This window comes from Vibrio sp. V30_P3S12P165 (assembly GCF_009904905.1).
Taxonomy (GTDB): domain Bacteria; phylum Pseudomonadota; class Gammaproteobacteria; order Enterobacterales; family Vibrionaceae; genus Vibrio; species Vibrio fujianensis.
In genome coordinates this window covers 96,835-115,684 of the sequence record NZ_WXWH01000036.1, presented here as the reverse complement: position 1 = coordinate 115,684, position 18,850 = coordinate 96,835, and the positions used below count along the sequence as shown (strand labels likewise).

At 43.1% G+C, this 18,850-nt stretch carries 18 protein-coding genes; 4 read left to right on the top strand and 14 right to left on the bottom strand.

All coding sequences use genetic code 11. The annotated features are described in order from the left end of the window. Nucleotides 1–18: 18 nt before the first annotated feature. Genes flgD through flgB form a run of 3 tightly spaced genes read right to left on the bottom strand, consistent with a single transcriptional unit; the run spans nucleotide 19 to nucleotide 1,501 of the window. Entirely contained in the window at nucleotides 19–702 is a 684-nt protein-coding gene (gene flgD, locus CAG57_RS07815; protein WP_099611923.1) for a flagellar hook assembly protein FlgD, read from the bottom strand. After that, nucleotides 702–1,136, bottom strand: coding sequence for a flagellar basal body rod protein FlgC (gene flgC, locus CAG57_RS07810; protein ID WP_161428353.1), 435 nt, complete (start codon nucleotides 1,134–1,136; stop codon nucleotides 702–704). Before flgC ends, flgD begins: the two co-directional genes overlap by 1 nt. A gap of 2 nt (nucleotides 1,137–1,138) precedes the next feature. After that, nucleotides 1,139–1,501, bottom strand: a complete 363-nt coding sequence (gene flgB, locus CAG57_RS07805; protein ID WP_099611921.1) for a flagellar basal body rod protein FlgB — start codon at nucleotides 1,499–1,501, stop codon at nucleotides 1,139–1,141. Between the two features lie 79 nt (nucleotides 1,502–1,580). Between flgB and flgA the strand changes: the two genes are divergently transcribed. From flgA to CAG57_RS07790, 3 genes are all read left to right on the top strand, one after another. Continuing rightward, nucleotides 1,581–2,378 carry a flagellar basal body P-ring formation chaperone FlgA gene (gene flgA / locus CAG57_RS07800; RefSeq protein WP_161428352.1) on the top strand — a complete coding sequence of 266 codons (798 nt, stop codon included), beginning with the start codon at nucleotides 1,581–1,583 and terminating at the stop codon, nucleotides 2,376–2,378. Nucleotides 2,379–2,721: 343 nt separating this feature from the next. Next, nucleotides 2,722–3,003 carry a flagellar biosynthesis anti-sigma factor FlgM gene (gene flgM / locus CAG57_RS07795; RefSeq protein ID WP_161428351.1) on the top strand — a complete coding sequence of 94 codons (282 nt, stop codon included), beginning with the start codon at nucleotides 2,722–2,724 and terminating at the stop codon, nucleotides 3,001–3,003. 22 nt (nucleotides 3,004–3,025) lie between these two features. After that, nucleotides 3,026–3,463: a flagellar protein FlgN gene (locus CAG57_RS07790; RefSeq protein ID WP_161428350.1), complete on the top strand. Its 438-nt coding sequence runs from the start codon at nucleotides 3,026–3,028 to the stop codon at nucleotides 3,461–3,463. A gap of 320 nt (nucleotides 3,464–3,783) precedes the next feature. On the opposite strand, the gene ptuB is transcribed toward CAG57_RS07790, so the two are convergent. From ptuB to guaB, 5 genes are all read right to left on the bottom strand, one after another. Further along, nucleotides 3,784–4,557 (bottom strand): retron Ec78 anti-phage system effector HNH endonuclease PtuB, encoded by a 774-nt coding sequence (gene ptuB, locus CAG57_RS07785; protein ID WP_161434094.1) that lies wholly within the window; start codon nucleotides 4,555–4,557, stop codon nucleotides 3,784–3,786. Then, nucleotides 4,544–6,172 (bottom strand): retron Ec78 anti-phage system effector ATPase PtuA, encoded by a 1,629-nt coding sequence (gene ptuA / locus CAG57_RS07780; RefSeq protein ID WP_161428564.1) that lies wholly within the window; start codon nucleotides 6,170–6,172, stop codon nucleotides 4,544–4,546. The genes ptuB and ptuA overlap by 14 nt, the downstream gene beginning before the upstream one ends. Continuing rightward, the gene (locus CAG57_RS07775) at nucleotides 6,162–7,106 is read right to left on the bottom strand and encodes a retron St85 family RNA-directed DNA polymerase (protein WP_161430774.1); all 945 of its coding nucleotides are present in this window, start codon (nucleotides 7,104–7,106) and stop codon (nucleotides 6,162–6,164) included. Before CAG57_RS07775 ends, ptuA begins: the two co-directional genes overlap by 11 nt. A 485-nt stretch (nucleotides 7,107–7,591) precedes the next feature. Then, on the bottom strand, nucleotides 7,592–9,145 hold the full coding sequence (guaA, locus tag CAG57_RS07770) for a glutamine-hydrolyzing GMP synthase (RefSeq protein ID WP_161427913.1): 1,554 nt from the start codon (nucleotides 9,143–9,145) through the stop codon (nucleotides 7,592–7,594). Between the two features lie 91 nt (nucleotides 9,146–9,236). Continuing rightward, complete coding sequence (guaB, locus tag CAG57_RS07765; protein WP_157928701.1) at nucleotides 9,237–10,700, bottom strand: IMP dehydrogenase; 1,464 nt, start codon at nucleotides 10,698–10,700, stop codon at nucleotides 9,237–9,239. 210 nt (nucleotides 10,701–10,910) lie between these two features. Between guaB and xseA the strand changes: the two genes are divergently transcribed. Beyond that, a complete protein-coding gene (gene xseA / locus CAG57_RS07760) occupies nucleotides 10,911–12,242 on the top strand; it encodes an exodeoxyribonuclease VII large subunit (protein ID WP_161427914.1) in 1,332 nt (443 codons plus the stop codon). On the opposite strand, the gene CAG57_RS07755 is transcribed toward xseA, so the two are convergent. From CAG57_RS07755 to ispG, 6 genes are all read right to left on the bottom strand, one after another. Next, entirely contained in the window at nucleotides 12,239–12,460 is a 222-nt protein-coding gene (locus tag CAG57_RS07755; RefSeq protein WP_161427915.1) for a zinc ribbon domain-containing protein, read from the bottom strand. The genes xseA and CAG57_RS07755 overlap by 4 nt on opposite strands. 481 nt (nucleotides 12,461–12,941) lie before the next feature. Continuing rightward, nucleotides 12,942–14,429: a ribosome biogenesis GTPase Der gene (der, locus tag CAG57_RS07750; protein ID WP_099611912.1), complete on the bottom strand. Its 1,488-nt coding sequence runs from the start codon at nucleotides 14,427–14,429 to the stop codon at nucleotides 12,942–12,944. 172 nt (nucleotides 14,430–14,601) lie between these two features. Continuing rightward, nucleotides 14,602–15,762: an outer membrane protein assembly factor BamB gene (gene bamB / locus CAG57_RS07745; RefSeq protein ID WP_161427916.1), complete on the bottom strand. Its 1,161-nt coding sequence runs from the start codon at nucleotides 15,760–15,762 to the stop codon at nucleotides 14,602–14,604. A 12-nt stretch (nucleotides 15,763–15,774) separates the two neighbouring features. Further along, nucleotides 15,775–16,389, bottom strand: coding sequence for a YfgM family protein (locus tag CAG57_RS07740; protein ID WP_099611910.1), 615 nt, complete (start codon nucleotides 16,387–16,389; stop codon nucleotides 15,775–15,777). 33 nt (nucleotides 16,390–16,422) lie between these two features. Further along, on the bottom strand, nucleotides 16,423–17,700 hold the full coding sequence (hisS, locus tag CAG57_RS07735; protein WP_161427917.1) for a histidine--tRNA ligase: 1,278 nt from the start codon (nucleotides 17,698–17,700) through the stop codon (nucleotides 16,423–16,425). A gap of 25 nt (nucleotides 17,701–17,725) precedes the next feature. Next, a complete protein-coding gene (gene ispG / locus CAG57_RS07730) occupies nucleotides 17,726–18,850 on the bottom strand; it encodes a flavodoxin-dependent (E)-4-hydroxy-3-methylbut-2-enyl-diphosphate synthase (protein WP_099611909.1) in 1,125 nt (374 codons plus the stop codon).

The following is an 18,850-nucleotide window of genomic DNA, read 5'->3' as shown; positions in this document are numbered from 1 at the left end:
ACTTTTTTCCTTATCGGGTTAGGCACCAAACTGGGAGATTTGATAAAAAGGGATTGAACCAACACCTTGGACGTTAACAAGCGCTGCACCACCGTTACTTGGGATACGAACTTGTTCAACTTTGCCTGCTAGCAGCATATTAGGACGAGTTTGTCCCTCTTGTACCTCAACAGAGATGGTGTATTTGCCCGGTTTTAAACCCAGTTTCTTTGGATCAATAGAGAAATCGAGATCACCGGCGGCATGAGCGCCAAGCGAAACTTTCGTTTGTTGCCCGAACTCATCTTTGATCATCAGGTTGACTTGATTCGACGCATGCTCAAGCTCAATTCGCCCATGCTGCGCCTCATCATCCAGTTGAAATTCGTTGGCGGCCACATAGACTGTTTGCCCAACTAAACTAGCGGTTGAAAGCACTTGCATGTTATCTAGTAAAACCATGCTGTTTTTCATCAAGCTGGACATATTTTCCATACTGCGAACTTGAGAAAACTGCGCTAACTGACTGACGTATTCCGTCCCATCTAAAGGGTTTAGAGGATCCTGATTTTGAATTTGAGCGACCATAAGATTGATAAACTCATTTTGCAAAGCAGTGCCTCCGTTGGGATCCTGAGGGTTAGCTGCAACTTTTGGCGTCTCATAATTAGTCGATGCTACTGGAATATCTGCCGAAAAAGCCGTGTATTGGGCAAGACTCATTAACTACCCTGCCCTAACTTAAGTAAACCTTGTTGCATACTTTTTACATTCGCAAGCACTTCAACGTTGGTTTCAAAACTACGAGTGGCCGACATCATATCCGCCATCTCGGCGACAACATCAATATCTGGATAGAAAACGTAGCCTTCATCATTCGCTAAAGGATGATGTGGCTCAAAGCGTTTTTCCGCTTGCCCAGCACTTTGTACGACATCAACAATGCGTACTTCCCCGCTCGGATAGCTGTTACTTTCTGGGGCCAGTTGTGTCTTGTTATACACCGTGGCAAAAACAGGCTTTAACGCCTTATAAGCATCATTTGGATTTGCAGATACCGCATCGGCATTTGCTAGGTTACTGGCGATGGTATTTAATCGCACTGTCTGTGCATTCATCGCCGAACCGGTAACAGAATAAATATCATTAAATGACATGGTTAACGTCCTTCAATTGCTTTCGCCAGCCCATTGAATTTCATATTCAGAAAAGTCAGACTGGTTTGAAAATCCATATTATTTTTCGTGAACTTAGCTTGCTCAACGCTCAGCTCTACGGTATTCCCATCTTTACTGTTTTGATAAGGGACGGCGTACTGAGTTTGCACTTCAAACCTAGCTCTAGGTTGACTTATACGGCCAGATGAGTGCTGATCCATAACAGTTGTAAAACTTAAATCTTTGGCCAAATATCCTGGGGTATCAACATTTGCTAGGTTACTGGCCAGGACTTTGGTACGCTGAACACGAAAGTTGAGAGCATCGGTATGAACACCCAGAGCACTATCAAATGAGATCGCCATTCAAGTTTCCTTTAAGTCGTTTACGGTCTGACTTAATAAGAATCAAAATACATGCCAATCAAATAAGTTATTTTTTTCAATGATTTATAAAAAAGAAAGGAAACCAAACTTCCGCAACGCGGAAAGAGAAAAAATCAGTAGGAAGCAAGGTAAACGCCACCCCATCCATACCATGCTACTTGCTGTCTGGTTGTTTTTTACTCTGCCAAGCTTAGCGATGGAAGCCCAGACTGAAAACCAAATCAAACAATATGTCTCAAGCCAGTTTGAACAAGAAGTGCACGATTATGCCCGCAATGAACATTGGCAGCACTACCGGCTAAATTACGAATTATGGCTACCTAAGTCAGTCCAGCATTTGCCTAAGTGTACAAAACGCCTTTTTATTTCAACCCGAGATTATCATTCACTGCCTATCGGAAACCTAAAACGTGCCATCAGTTGTAATGACCTTAATAATACTTGGCGTATTAATGTCACCATAAAAGCCAGCATCTCTTTACCTGTCGTCGTAGCAGATAAAACCATCAACCGAAATACCACACTCTCTGCCGCCGATCTAAAAGTAGAACGTCGAACATTAACCAAGCAAGACAGCTTCTACACCGACCCTAACCAAGCTATCGGTCTCGAAACCATCAGACGCATACGAGGTGGCAGCGTGTTGAGCCAAAGTGATGTACAAGTCTCCGCCGTGATCGAAAAAGGTAATGAAATTATTTTAATTGCTAACAAAGATGGATTTATCGCAACCACAAAAGGAATTGCTTTAGAAGATGGATACTTAGGCAAACAAATTGAGGTACAAAATATCAGTTCAGGAAACGTTATTCGTGCCGTCGTAACCGGAAAAAATCAAGCAAAAACGCTATTTTGATTTCCGATTCTAGTGATCCATATTCACGGCCGTGAATAACAAAGCAATTTTATATCCCCTTCCTACTTGAAGCCGCAGCGGTGTTGGCTACGTTCGTTCACCCCAATCACATCGCCTGTCTATGCTCATGGAGATGATGAGAGCCATCCGTGGCTCTCATCAAAGGCCAGCCTACGGCTGTTCACATTTGTTACTCACTTGCCGCCTACCTGCAACGCCAAGTTGTTTGGGTATACCTTTCAACATAAAAATAAGCTGAAGCTTAAAATCATAATTTCGATTTAACTATCGTCATCTGTTGGCCGCCTAAGTACAATAGGAGAGGATGATTGAGGATAATGACATGAAAATTGATAAAATAGCCGGTGGGAACGTATCTCACACAAGCTTGCAGCAAACAACAACAAAAACGGTCGACATGCCAACTAGAGCCAAAACACCAGAGCATCAGGTGCAAGTGGACACAACAGCAATCGAGCATGCTCAGAAAGAGATGGCCGCTCTTCCAGACATCGACATGGCAAAAGTAGAGCAAGTTAGAAATGCGCTGACAAACGGTCAATTAAGCCTAGACTCAAAAGCATTATCAAAAGCGCTAATGCAATTTTATACGGGACACGAGTAAGACTATCATTGAGGATATCACGATGGCATCACCCAAAGCTCAACGAATTCAAGCCGTTATTAACAGTATTAGCATCGATATAAAACTATACCAACAGCTGCTAGAGCTACTTAGAGAACAAAAATCTATTTACCTCACATTTGATAGCGTGGCATTAAACGACAACGTAGCTCAGCAAATCCCGATACTCAATCAGCTAAGTCATCATGCCACTGAGCGAAGTTTGCATCTACGCAAACTTGGGCTTCCCATTCATGAACACAGTGTCCAACGCATTTGTAATGCGCTTCCCTCAGAGCTTAATATCAAGGCCAGAAATCAATGGACATATCTCAAGAGTTTGATTCATGAGTGCCACCAGCTCAATCAAAGCAATGGACAAAGCTCTGCGGCTTTCCATGAAATAATGCATCATATCAAACATCCAACCCAGCATACTTATGAAGAACAACGGTTTTAATACCAGATTTTAATACTCATTGTCACCACCCAAAATCATCCGTAGCTTTCTAGGGTCTGTTTATCTTTCGCGGTTAAATTTTGTTCGAGATAAAAGTGTTTTAATCGCGGCGAGAGGTTTGTAGCCCAGTTATTCTAGGCAAAACACCTCTCAACAAAGAGTAAAACACTTTTAGCCGAACCCTTCGGGCAGCGTTTGTAGCTCCTTTCTACGGCGTTATCGGCTTCTCAGGTAGAATAATGACTACTTTGATGAGAGAAAAGCTGCCTTAACCAAACTCGCCAGTAAAATCAAATCCATTGCTTAAGATTTAACTATAATCATAAAAACCTAGAGGTGATTTTATTGTCGAGTAGTATTGCATCTCTACTAGTCTGAAAAAAGAGAGGGAAATCTCGTTTCCAGCTAGCGACAAGTCTCTCGATAATCCCCATATCGCCAGTTTTCCTAGCTGTTTTTATTTTATTTTGAAGCTGGCGAAATAATTTTAAGCGAGCTGCGCTTAGCCTTTCACAATTCAAGTTAAAAACTCTTATTGTTTCCTCAACAAGCAATAGTGTCGTCTCATGCACATTGCCTTCTATAACTTGCTCGTTACATGCTTGTAAATTCGGTGTCAGATTACCTGTAACTTTATCAAAATCAAACAACCCATGATCCTGAAGAATACTTAAAGGAGATAGAACTTTACCATTCCAATCTTTATCAACTATCGATTCCAACTCCTCTATATGCGCTTTATGCGAATCGCAACTTAAGTTTTCAGGCAACTCATATTCTTCACGATTTTTATAATCAGTCCCCCCTAAACAAACTCCAATAAGATTAAACCAATCTAAATGAACATTGCTGGACGAGGAAATGTCGGACTTGGACACAAAGTGTTCTATTCTCTTATTGTGGTTAGGCTCACCTTTCAAGCCCACTTCACAATATGCGCAAATTTCATACTGTTCCGAAAAAATCTTAGTCTTTATAGTTGCGTAAGATTCTCCCTTATTATGTTGCCTAAATTCATCCCAATTAGAGTCTGGGAACTCCGCGGCATACTCTGTGAGAACGTTGCTTTCGGTAGATTTGTTAATCCTCCTCAAACTCTTTCTCCCACTCTTTGTTTTCGATATACAGGTCTAACTCAACAATTTCGTCATAGTCTTTCCCAAAATTATCTATCAGTACTTCTCTTGCTTTTAGAGCTTCCGCACTATCATATTGATCAGCGTATACCAACTCTTTGTACTTATTGAAACGTTGAGTAATATCATCTTCAGGAGGGCGTTCTTCTACATAAAAGAGGTTTTTCAATACCCACGAGGACACCGCTCCTCTAACACCTTTAGGAGCATTAAACTTCTTACCATCTTTCAGTAACCATATATTGTCACTGTCTAGTGTATGACAGACTTGTGGGCTGTGGGTCGTAACTATGAACTGCAAATTAGGAAAAGTACTTTCTAGCCTTTGCATAATCTTCTGCTGCCACGAAGGATGGAGATGGAGATCTACTTCATCAATCAATACCAAACCACTACCTTCAAGTGGGTTCGCTAATGACGGATTCAACATAGTCAGTCTTCTCGCTATATCTGCGATTAGCGCAAGAACGCTTTTTTCACCTTGAGACAATTGTAATACGCTAAACTCTTGGCCATCTTTTTTAACAACCATATCCAATGGAGCTCTTTTCAGCTTGAGATCAGAAAAACCAGGAAGGAATTTATAAATTGCGTTTCTCACACTATCTAACGATTTATTTCCAACATTAGATTTCTCATTCAGCTGTTCTTGAAGCTCATTAATCTGATCCTCGTACTGCTTGATCAAGATTTCACCAGTTTCGACAGTTTCAGGGTTAGACAAAATAGACTTCATTAAAGAACTGTTAATTTCACTTTCTTTCGATTCTATCTGCGCTTTAATAACTTTAATGTCACTACTTTCATCATTCTCAGACTCAACTTGCTCTTTAAACCAACGAAAGAACAGTTTGAAGTCAGCCTTCCCTGTTAAGCTTTTACTATAAGCTTTAGATTTGTCCCAAGTATGACTGCTCAGTATTTCGTCAGATTCTTCAATATCCTTGGTCGTAACATCATTAGCCCTTTCTACGGTATAACTAGCTAACAGAGGGAGTGAAAGCTCTTTTTTTTCAGTATTCGCAAGGCGGTACAAATTTCCAATTTCATTTAACTCCGTAAACTTACTTTTTTTCCTAGGCTCTATCATTGGACGACTCTGAGATAGTTCGAAACTAAAACTAGTTTCCGCAACCTTAAACTCAGGAATGACTGTCGCAAAAGTTGCACCATTGGAAATATCGAACTCATCTAACTGATCGCCATTGTAAGATCTTGTAGATAAACGCGAAACAAAGTGTGTAAGAGATTTTTGAATGGCATCTAGTACACTAGACTTACCACTACCATTGTTACCAACAAGCACAGTAACATTTGATTTTTGACTGAAAGGAATATCTAAGGACTCAAACCCACGGTAGCCCATTAATTTTAATGAAGCCAATCTTAGGTTTGCACTAGTTAGCTGCTCGGCACATTTTATACGATAGTAGTGAACCTTTTCGACATCGACAGGTGCCCCCATCATGCCCTCAGAGTATATCTGCACTAACTGCGCAGAAGCCGCAAAGCTACCAGACTCCGATTTCGATACTATTTTATTAATCTGCCGATTTGGGGTACTAGGCATCATCTTCTCCAGAGTATTTTCTGATCGAATCAAGAACATTAGCGCCATATTTCAATGACATATTGCGTAAAAATCTCACTTCAATATGCTTGGCATACGATATCAAACCTTGTAAATGATATATATCTTCTTGATCCAGGAGCCCAAGCTTAAACTTGTGAATCAGAGATGATATATACCTTTTTTTATCTCTGCCCAAAGAAATCTTATTATTGTTAGTTAGAGTAACTCCTGTTACATGTCTATTATGAGCTTTAGATGAAAAAACCGTCTTTGATTCGTTCAAAACTAATCTTGCACCGAACTCTTTCTTCAGCACTTTTCTCACTTCATTCAAATGCTGAAACAAAATATTTTTATGAGTCGTAGAAAAAGTCAGATCATCTGCATAACGAGTGTATGTTATACCTGTACTTCTGCACAATTTAGACATTCTCTGATCAAAAGCAAACATAACTAGATTTGATACAAATGGGGAACTAGGAGCACCAACGCTAAGAACTAACTTTCCATTTGTTTTTTTTGTAATGTTCCAAAAAAGAAACTGACTCAAAACCATAATATCAGTTTGAGATATATTAATGCCTTGATGCTTTAGAGCCTTAACAAGCATTTTCGGTGTTATGCTATTAAAGAAGTTCTCTAAATCCACTTTCAGTAAATAGTCTGACTTTACATGTTGGAGCGCATTATCTTTTATCCCTTTTCCCGATACATAAGCCAAAGCAGATGTATGAATAGAAGTTTTAGGTATCAGATAGTCTACGATCTGCTTTTGGATTACCTTAACCGCGGGTGTAGGTTGAGCGATAGTACGAAAACCAAGTCGCTTCTTGGGGATCTTGTAAACCTTGTAGTGTTTTGATGGGGTCGCTCTTAAAAGATTCGTAAAGTTAGAGTTTTGACTTTCAAGATATTGATAAAGTTTCAAATCCATTAATTGTTTACTTTATTGAAGGTGACTTGGGAGTTTCCTCCCAAGTCACTCAGAGCTCTTTACTCGAAGCCGCGGAACAAAATTTTAGATCCGCAAGCGTCTGCGAAGGATGAGCAGCGGTTGCGGGTCTAAAATTTTGTTCCGCAACTGCAAATCTGCCCAATAAATGAGAGTTTAGCGCATCGCCAAACTAGATTAAACTACTGAAAATTCAATCCAAATTAACACTAAAGAGCCTTCTGATTTTAGCCTTTTTTTTTAAACAAAGCAAAGCTGATCTGCTCCAGCCAACCTGTTTGGGAATACCTCCATTTTAACGGCAATCGCTTTTATCTTCTGGCCGTATCCGGTGTTGTGCAGCCTCTATCTCCCAAAATAGAACGCCTTCATCGCTGTGAACTGATACAACCATAAAAAAATGCCAGTCAATAATACTGACTGGCATTTTTATTTTATAAGGACTTGGCTAGTTTTTACAACTAAGCCTACTCCCACTCAATGGTCGCTGGTGGCTTACCGGAGATGTCATACACCACGCGAGAAATGCCATCGACTTCATTGATGATTCGATTCGACACCTTACCTAAGAAATCATAAGGTAAATGCGCCCAATGAGCGGTCATAAAGTCGATCGTTTCAACTGCACGTAGTGACACAACCCAGTCGTATTTACGGCCATCACCCATGACACCAACCGAGCGCACGGGTAAGAAAACGGTAAACGCTTGCGATACTTTATTGTACAAATCGGCATTATGCAGCTCTTCAATAAAGATAGCGTCAGCACGGCGTAGCAAATCGCAATACTCTTTCTTAATTTCGCCCAGTACACGCACACCAAGGCCTGGCCCTGGGAATGGATGACGATAAAGCATGTTGTATGGCAAACCAAGCTCTAGGCCAATCTTACGCACTTCATCTTTAAACAGTTCGCGTAATGGCTCAACTAGCCCCATTTCCATGTCGTCAGGTAAACCACCTACGTTGTGATGTGATTTGATGACATGCGCTTTACCCGTTTTTGATGCAGCTGACTCAATTACATCTGGATAAATCGTACCTTGTGCTAACCATTTGGCATTTTTAAGTTTTTTAGCTTGTTCATCAAAGACTTCAACAAAAACATGACCAATGGTTTTACGCTTCTCTTCAGGATCTGCTTTGCCTTCTAAAGCTGATAGGAAGCGTTCTTCCGCATCCACTTTGATGATGTTTAGGCCAAATTTATTGCCAAACATGTCCATCACTTGTTGGCCTTCATTGAGACGTAGTAGGCCGTTGTCGACGAAGACACAAGTCAGTTTATCGCCAATCGCACGGTGGACTAGCATCGCAACGACAGAAGAATCGACCCCACCAGAAAGGCCGAGGATCACTTCATCATCACCCACTTGCGCTTTAATACGGGCAATCGCATCTTCAATGATGGATTCAGAAGTCCATAGTCGCTCACAACCACAAATATCGAGTACAAAATTCTCGAGCATTTTTAGGCCATTTTTAGTATGCGTTACTTCTGGGTGGAACTGAACCCCATAGTATTTCTTCTCTTCATTGGCCATTGCTGCGTATGGGCAAGTTTCGGTTTCACCAATTTTTACGAAATCGGCTGGAATTTCCACCACTTTATCACCGTGACTCATCCAAACATCTTGAATTGCTTCAAGATCTTTAAATAATGCCGACTGGCCTGAAACATTAACTTGTGCGTAGCCGAACTCACGCTCGTTTGAGCTAGCCACGCGGCCCCCCAACTGCTCAGCCATGGTTTGCATGCCATAGCACACACCAAAGACTGGCACGCCTGAATCAAATACATATTGAGGTGCGCGAGGTGAGTTAAGCTCAGTTACGCTTTCAGGGCCACCAGACAAAATAATGCCGTCAGGGTTAAACTCTCGAATATCGGCAGCTGCGACATCCCAGCTCCATAATTCGCAGTACACCCCGATTTCACGGACACGACGAGCTACCAGTTGAGTATATTGAGAACCGAAGTCTAGAATAAGGATTCGTTGATCATGAATATTCTTGGTCATTATTAAGCAATCTTATCAGCTAAATTAAGAAACGGAGGCGAGTCTACCCGCCTCTCGATAGGTCATCAAGGAAAAAAGCAAACGTTTACGTTTAACCCATACGATAATTAGGGGCTTCTTTTGAAATCTGTACGTCATGGACGTGAGACTCTTTCATGCCCGCTCCTGAAATTCGGACAAATTGTGCTTGCGTACGCAGTGCTTCAATACTTGCCGATCCGGTTAGCCCCATGCATGAACGAAGCCCCCCCATCTGTTGATGGACGATCTCTTTAAGGAGGCCTTTATAAGCAATACGGCCTTCAATACCTTCAGGAACTAATTTGTCTGCCGCATTATCGGTTTGGAAGTAACGATCAGAAGAGCCTTTAGACATCGCACCAAGCGATCCCATGCCACGGTAAGCTTTATAAGAACGACCTTGATACAGGATCACTTCACCGGGTGCTTCTTCGGTGCCAGCAAACATGGAGCCAACCATCACACAAGATGCGCCGGCAGCAATCGCTTTTGAAATATCACCCGAGAAACGAATGCCACCATCAGCAATAACAGGGATACCATACTCATTGGCAACACCCGCCGCATCGGCAATGGCAGTCACTTGAGGAACACCAACCCCAGTCACAATACGTGTGGTACAGATAGACCCAGGGCCAATACCCACTTTAACCGCACTAACACCAGCTTCAATCAATGCGCGAGCACCTTCCGCTGTTGCGACATTACCACCGATAATATCGAGATCAGGATAAGCCGCTCGAGTTTCACGAATACGTTGCAGTACACCTTCAGAATGGCCATGAGAAGAATCGATCAGTAAGACATCCACGCCAGCTTCCACTAACGCTTTCACGCGCTCTTCATTGCCAGGAGCGGCTCCAACAGCTGCGCCAACCCGTAAGCGACCTTGCTCATCTTTACAAGCATTGGGTTTACTTTCTGCTTTATAGAAATCTTTTGCCGTGATCATACCGGTTAATTGGAAATCGTCATTGACGACAAGAACTTTTTCAACACGCGCTTTATGCATCCGTTCTTGAACGTCTTCACGAGAAGCGCCTTCTTTAACCGTTGCTAGGCGATCTTTCGGTGTCATCACATCTGAAACCGATTTAGAAAGGTCTGTCACAAAACGAACGTCTCGCCCGGTAATGATGCCAACCAATTCGTGATTTTCAGACACCACAGGGAAGCCAGCAAAACCATGTTTTTTGGTTAAGCTCATGACATCGGCAATCGTTGCATCTGGACGAACTGTAACTGGGTTGGTGACGATACCCGCTTCAAAGATCTTAACTTGGCGGACTTCTTCAGCTTGCTGTTCAATGGACATGTTTTTATGGATAAAGCCCAAACCACCTTCTTGTGCAAGAGCAATTGCTAGGCGCGCTTCTGTTACTGTATCCATAGACGCTGAAATCATAGGAATATTTAGCGTGATGTTTTTGGTAAGTCGAGTGCGAAGATCGGCTGTGTTCGGCAGAACAGTAGAGTGTGCAGGAACGAGTAAAACGTCATCGAAAGTTAGTGCTTCTTTAGCAATTCGTAGCATTTGCAATATCTCACAACATAGATGTTAAAGAGTATTAAATCCACTTTATCGTTTCGCATAATAAAGGGATTTAGATTTGATATTGCGGATGGATTATACGCCCAGAGCAATCGATTGACCACTCATTTTTTTAATTTTAATTTGCAATCCCCCCCTTGCTATGTATTATATTGCCGCTAATTTCCATACTCACGTCTGGTTCAATTAGCGGTGCCCTCCTTGACTAATCAAAATATTTATACTGTTTCCCGCCTAAATGCAGAAGTCCGGTTGTTGCTCGAAAATGAAATGGGCGTTATATGGTTAATCGGCGAAATTTCTAATTTTTCTGCACCTGTTTCTGGCCACTGGTATTTAAGCCTGAAAGATAGTCGCGCCCAAGTGAAATGTGCCATGTTCAAAGGGAATAACCGTCTTGTTCGTTTTAAGCCTCAGAACGGCCAACAAGTGTTAGTCAAAGCTAGGCTCTCTTTGTATGAGCCTCGTGGCGATTATCAAATTATCATTGAAAGTATGCAGCCTGAAGGCGATGGACGGCTACAACAAGAATTTGAACAACTAAAAATGCAACTGGCCGCAGAAGGGTTATTTGCGCAATCACTCAAAAAACCACTGCCAGAACACCCGCGCTGTGTGGGCGTGATCACCTCAAAAACCGGAGCTGCTCTGCACGATATTTTGCAGGTGCTGAAACGCCGCGATCCAAGCCTGCCGATCATTATTTATCCGACCATAGTGCAAGGTAGTGAAGCTGCAATCAGTATTGCTCAGGCCATTGGCTGTGCTAATTCTCGCGCAGAATGTGATGTATTGATCGTGGGACGCGGTGGTGGCTCGCTAGAAGATCTCTGGTGCTTTAACCATGAAATTGTGGCGAGAACGATAGCGGCAAGTCAAATTCCGATCATCAGTGCCGTCGGGCATGAAATTGATGTCACGATTGCAGATTTCGTTGCAGACATGCGAGCCCCAACTCCGTCAGCGGCCGCTGAAATGGTTAGTCGAGATAATAGCCATAAAAAACAAACATTTGCTAATTATCAACATAAATTAGCAAGTGGCATGCGCTACTATTTAACTCAGCAATACACCGGCCTTAAACAGCGACAACATCAGTTGGATAAGCACCACCCGATTCATCGGTTACAACGTCAACAACAACAATTAGACGAGCTAAACTTTCGTTTAGAAAGAGCCATCCAACGCCGTTTGTCGACCGCGCATCAACAGGTTGTAAACTCATACCATCATCTGCAACGACTGTCTCCAGAAAAGCAGCTACAAGCTCAAAAATACCGCTTGAATTTATGCGAACGCCAATTAACAGCCGCAATGGAACGAGCCCTCGTTACCTCTCGCCATCGTTATACGCTACTGATTGACAAATTGCATACCGTCAGCCCATTAGCCACTTTATCGCGTGGTTATTCAATCACTCAAAATGAGCAAGGAAAAGTGATCCGCCGTGCAGATGAAGTCAAAACGGGCGATAAACTTGTGACACGACTTGCACAAGAAGCGATACATTCCACAGTAAATTAGTCGATTTTCTGAAATTCAGCACGAACCCGCGATTTAGATTTCAACTCATTGCACCGATTACAAAAGTAGTTAGCAGCGCCACATGCTTGGAGTTTTGCTAACTCTTGATCACAATCAGGACAATGCGCTATTTTTTTATAGTGAACCTGACAACTCACGCAGTGATACTGGCCATCCCACTTTAATGTATCCGCACACTGCGGACATAATTCATTCATGGTTTATTTCCGATGCTATTTTTTCTTGAATCATAATAGCTATAGCTTAAGAGTACAAATCGAACGGATTTAGATCGTACATTGACGCTGAAAATGATCTCCCCGACCAAATAGAAGCGATCATAGGCTGATCTTTTGCTTTCTTCAGCATGAGCAGCGATCACCAGCAAAAAGAACATTTATATCACCACACACCGAAAGCATAAGTTACATATTCTGCATTTGGATTTTAAACAGATAAAAAAACCAATTAAAACAAAAATACTCTAATTATTAGAATTTAATAAAACGATCATTAAGTGATCTCACTAGGAGAAATATGGCAACTAGGTGAATCGTAGGCAGATGCCCAAAGTCACGCTGCCACCTGAATAAGGAAAATAAAAGCAGCGATCAAAACAGTACAAAACAGAGAGGTGTAAGGCGCGGAACTAAGAAAAGATAAAGAAAAACCCAAGCACAATGCTTGGGTTTTTAAGGTTTATTTACGACGATCTTTGACCATATTCATTAAGCGTTTACGTTTACGCTCTTGGGATAAAGTCAATTTATTTGATTTGGTCTCAAATGGGTTTTCACTATTTTGGAACTGAATTCGAATCGGAGTTCCCATAATATCTAATGATTTACGGTAGTAGTTCATTAAATAACGTTTATACGAATCTGGTAAGTCATTCACTTGGTTACCGTGAATAACAATAATCGGTGGATTATATCCACCAGCATGAGCATATTTTAGCTTCACGCGTCGACCACGGATTAAAGGCGGTTGGTGATCATCGGTTGCCATCTTCATAATGCGCGTCAGTACTGATGTACCCACACGAGTGGTCGCAGATCGATAAGCTTCTTGTACGGACTCAAACAAGTGTCCAACACCCGTTCCATGTAAAGCAGAAATAAAGTGAATACGAGCAAAATCGACAAAGCCTAAACGACGATCCAGCTCTTTCTTCACTTGCTCTTTAATATCAGTGGTCAACCCATCCCATTTATTGACAGCAATGACGATAGAGCGCCCAGCATTAAGCGCAAACCCTAGCAAGCTTAGATCTTGATCAGAGATATTTTCTCGAGCATCGACAACAAGTAGAACAACGTTAGCATCTTCTATTGCTTTTAAGGTTTTGACGACAGAAAATTTTTCTACCGTTTCATTAATACGTTTGCGGCGGCGAACTCCCGCGGTATCGATCAGTACATATTCACGCTCATCACGCTGCATGGGAATATAAATCGAGTCTCTCGTGGTACCTGGCATGTCATAAACCACCACTCGCTCCTCCCCCAAAATACGATTGGTTAAGGTCGATTTCCCCACATTAGGTCGTCCAATGATCGCTAACTTAATGGGTTGATCTTGCAAACGCTGATAGACCGCTTCCGCTTCTTCTTCGGTATAATCAACTTGCTCTGGCTCATGGTCTTCAAATTGAGTTAAATCTTCTAGTTCACCACCTTGCTCAAGCATCTGCTCAGCTAAAGGACTCAAAACTCGATCAATCAATGCTCCCACACCACGGCCATGTGCTGCCGCAATATGATACATTTGCTGGCCCATGCCTAACTGCCAAAATTCCGCGCTAGCGGAATCCGCATCAATACCGTCAACTTTATTGACCACTAAAATGGCATGCTTTTCAATTCGACGTAAATGCTGGGCAATGGCTTCATCAGCAACCGTCAGTCCAGCACGGCCATCAACCATAAATAGGACGACATCCGCTTCATCAATCGCCGCTAACGATTGCTGCGCCATCTTGGTTTCTACACCTTCTTCACTGCCATCAATACCACCAGTATCAATCACAATAAATTCATGTTCACCTAACTTAGCTTGACCGTATTTTCGATCACGCGTTAAACCAGGAAAGTCCGCTACCAGTGCATCTCGTGTACGGGTGAGTCGGTTAAATAGCGTCGATTTACCTACATTAGGACGCCCAACAAGAGCAACAACAGGTATCATAACAACCTCAATAATGATTCTTTTCTTATGTAATTATACTGAAATAACTTCGCGACTTTGTAATTAAGCTTAGTATTCACAAGTCATTTGGGTATATAAACTCAAGGTTTATTTCAACAAAACGGCTCCCAACTGTTTCCAGCTAGGAGCCAACTGTGAATTGTATCACGATTTATTGACGGATCGTCAGTTTCTTTATTTTACCATCCCGTGTGATCACTAGGTATCCGTCATCTAAAGCCAACGGTCCGACTGCAAAACCACTTTTATGAATGAGTTGCTGTGCGACAAATTCACCACTGCCACGATCAAACCAATGTAAATAGCCTTCGCTGTCCCCAACAACCACATAACCATCAATAATTTTAGGTGCCGTTAATAAACGATGTTCTAGCTGCTTATTGCTCCACAATTCGGTACCGCTTCGCGCATCGACAGCAACAACATGATCTTTATCAGTAATCAAAAATAAGCGACTACCATCACTGGCCATGTTGGTTGTTGATGAATAGTTACGTTTCCATAGCGGATTTCCTGAACGTAAATCAATAGCCATCAATTGGCCATTAAAGCCGATCGTGTATAAGTTAGCACCAATAATCAGTGGTGCTGCATCCACATCCACAAGTCGATCGATTTCTGTTGCGCCTTTAGGCTGCCCGACCGGTAACTGCCAAATCAGTTGGCCTCGTTCAACAATTGCAGCCGCAAGACGGCCACTCGGTGTGCCCCAAAAAACTCCGCCTGATGTTGTGACAGGTTGGCTATCACCACGTAACGTGAGGCTTGGTACATCGGTACTTATGGTCCACTTTTGTTCGCCCGTGCTAGCATCTAAAGCCACTAAGATTCCTCGGCTGCTATTGGCGATAATAAAATTATTATCCGCGGCTACCGGAGCCAGCACTTCACCTTCGATATTTGCCCGCCAATTAACATTGCCACTCTCAGCATCCAACGCAATGACTTCGCCATTCTCACTGCCAATAAATAGTTGTCCATAAGCGGCAGTGATACCGCCAGAAAGACGAGCAGGAACGTCACCTTGAAGACGAACGCGCCAGAATGGCTGCCCATTTTCAGGATTCAGCGCTTTCACTTCCCCTTCACGGTTGGCGACAAAAATCTTATCGTAAGCGTATTCTGGAGCAAGGTTTGAAAAATAATGCCCCACCCCATCTCCGATCGAACTGCGCCACACGGATTGTGGGGTAAATTCACTCTTAACCAGCGGAAGAGGGGCCATGATGATATTTTCTTCTTCGCCTGAGCACCCGACCAATGCTCCTAACATGGCCGCTGACAAAAGCACTTTGTTGAACATTTTCTTCATCAAGTCATGCCCTTATCTGGCTAGATCATCCAGTTTTATTTGCAAGGTTTGGCTCGCGTCACTCGCTTGCTGAGCTTCAGTATAAGCAGTATAAGCTGTGTCTTTGTCACCCATACGCAAAGCGATATCACCACGTAGCTCAGCCACTCGCCCAGCCCAACTTTGCTCTTTTATTGTGGCAAGCTCAGCCAGAGCATCATCACTTTGCCCTTGCTCTGCCTGTAAGCGAGCAACACGATAGCTCAACAGTGGTTTTAGCGCGGCATCTTGGGTCGTATTTTTAGCCCATTCAAGTTGCGCTAATGCTTCATCCAAATGACCGGCTTCAACCTGTATTTTAGCTAACTGCATGGCAGCTAACACGGCATATTCCGATTGATTGTGGCTTGCAATAAAACGCTGTATGTCTGATTCAGCCTCAACGCCTTTTTGCGCTAAGTTCTGCATAACCTGGGTGTAGTTTTCTGAAGCTGCTTCTTGCCCAGCAATCACAGACTGCTGGTAATAACGCCAACCAAACAGTCCACCTAAACCAATAACGGCACCTAAAATGACCGCTTTACCGTTTTCTTTCCACCAATCTTTGATTGCTTCAACTTGTTGTTCTTCGGTATCGTAGAGTTCCACTTCCTGTCCTCTTAAAATCAGAAATCTCAAAAATTAGTGTTGTTCGATAAGATGCGCCAACTGGCTTGCAATCTCATTTTGAGAGAAGGTGGTTTGTTCCCCACCAAGTAAATCTTTTAGCACAACGGTTTGCTCTAGGACTTCATTTTCACCTAAAACCAACGCAACCGCTGCACCGACTTTATCAGCACGCTTAAATTGTTTTTTAAAGCTACCACCACCACAGTGATTCATGACTCGTAGTGCTGGTAACTGTTCACGCAAATGCTCAGCCAGTTTCATACCCGCCATCATGGTGCCTTCACCCGCAGTGACAACATAAACATCGACCTGACGACGAACGTCTGTATTGCCCAACGTTTCCATCATCAATACCAAGCGCTCAAGCCCCATCGCGAAACCAACCGCCGGGGTTGGTTTTCCACCAAGTTGCTCAACCAGTCCATCATAGCGGCCACCACCACACACCGTGCCCTGCGCCCCTAAACTTTCTGTGATCCATTCAAATACGGTTCGATTATAATAATCCAACCCACGGACCAAACGTTCATTGACGGTATATTCGATACCAGCTGCGTCAAGAAGTTCACATAACCCTGCAAAATGTTGTTTAGAATCGAAATCCAGATAGTCAGAAAGCTTAGGCGCATCACCTAATACCGCTTGTACCTCTGGATTCTTTGTATCTAAAACACGCAAGGGGTTGGTGTACATACGGCGTTTACAATCATCATCTAAGATGGCTTGGTATTGCTCTAAATAATCAATTAATGCACTACGATAATTCGCTCGGGCCTCTAATGAGCCGATCGAGTTCAGTTCCAAACGAACATGATTAGCAATGCCGAGTTCACGCCATAAACGCGCAGTCATCATGATCAGTTCCGCATCGACATCTGGCCCATCAATACCAAAGACTTCCACACCGCATTGATGAAATTGACGATAACGACCCTTTTGTGGCCGCTCGTGACGGAACATTGGCCCCATGTACCATAAGCGTTGTTCTTGGTTATACAGTAGGCCATTTTCAATCCCAGAACGAACACAACCAGCCGTTCCCTCTGGACGCAGCGTTAAGCTATCCCCATTGCGATCTTCAAAAGTGTACATCTCTTTTTCAACCACATCGGTCACTTCGCCAATCGCGCGGCTAAATAGATGCGTCATCTCAACGATCGGCATACGCACTTCACTGTAGCCGTATGCGCTGATCACGTTTTTTACCACGCCTTCCACTTTTTGCCAAAGCGGAGACTGAGTTGGGAGGCAGTCGTTCATACCTCGAATTGCTTGAATAGTCTTTGCCACTGTACTTACCGTAATATCGTTGAGATTAATCTTGTTCGAGTTGCTGAATATCGATGCGATTGTTTGCATCTAATTGAGCGGCTTTGGCGCGAATTTTGGCTTCAAGTTGAGCAACGAGATCATCGTTATCAAAACGCTCTTTTTGACGCACGCCATCTTCATAAAAGGCACTTTTCTTATTACTACCCGCAAGCCCTAAATGAGAAACTTCTGCTTCTCCGGGGCCATTGACTACACAGCCAATAATGGAAACATCCATCGGAGTTAAAACATCTTCTAATCGCTGTTCAAGTGCATTGACGGTGCCAATCACATCAAACTCTTGACGAGAACAGCTAGGACAAGCGATGAAGTTAATCCCTCGAGAGCGGATACGTAAAGATTTAAGAATATCAAACCCCACTTTGATCTCTTCAACTGGATTAGCCGCTAAAGAAATACGTAGCGTGTCACCAATCCCCTCCGCGAGTAACATACCTAAGCCAACCGCTGATTTGACTGAACCGGCACGTGCACCACCGGCTTCCGTAATGCCTAAATGCAGCGGCTGGTCAATTTTGGTCGCGAGTAATCGATAGGAATCAACAGCGAGAAAAACATCCGAGGCCTTTACACTAACTTTGAATTGATCGAAGTTTAGCCGATCAAGAATATCCACATGGCGCATTGCCGACTCGACGAGAGCTTCAGGAGTTGGCTCGCCATATTTCATCTGGATCTCTTTTTCTAGCGATCCACCATTTACGCCAATGCGAATTGGGATGCCTTTATCACGGGCACAATCAACCACCGAACGAATCCGATCCTCGTTGCCAATGTTACCAGGATTAATTCGCAAGCAGTCGACACCGTACTCTGCGACTTTTAGCGCAATACGGTAATCGAAATGAATGTCAGCCACTAAAGGAACCGAGACTTGTTGTTTAATCAGCCTAAATGCTTCTGCGGCATCCATTGTCGGAACCGATACCCGTACGATATCAGCGCCTACTTTTTCCAACGCTTTGATCTGAGCAACCGTGGCTGCTACATCCGTTGTTCTGGTGTTAGTCATGGATTGTACGGCGATGGGGGCACCATCGCCAATGGGTACATCACCCACATAAATACGTGTCGATGGGCGACGTTTGATAGGAGACTCGTATTGCAT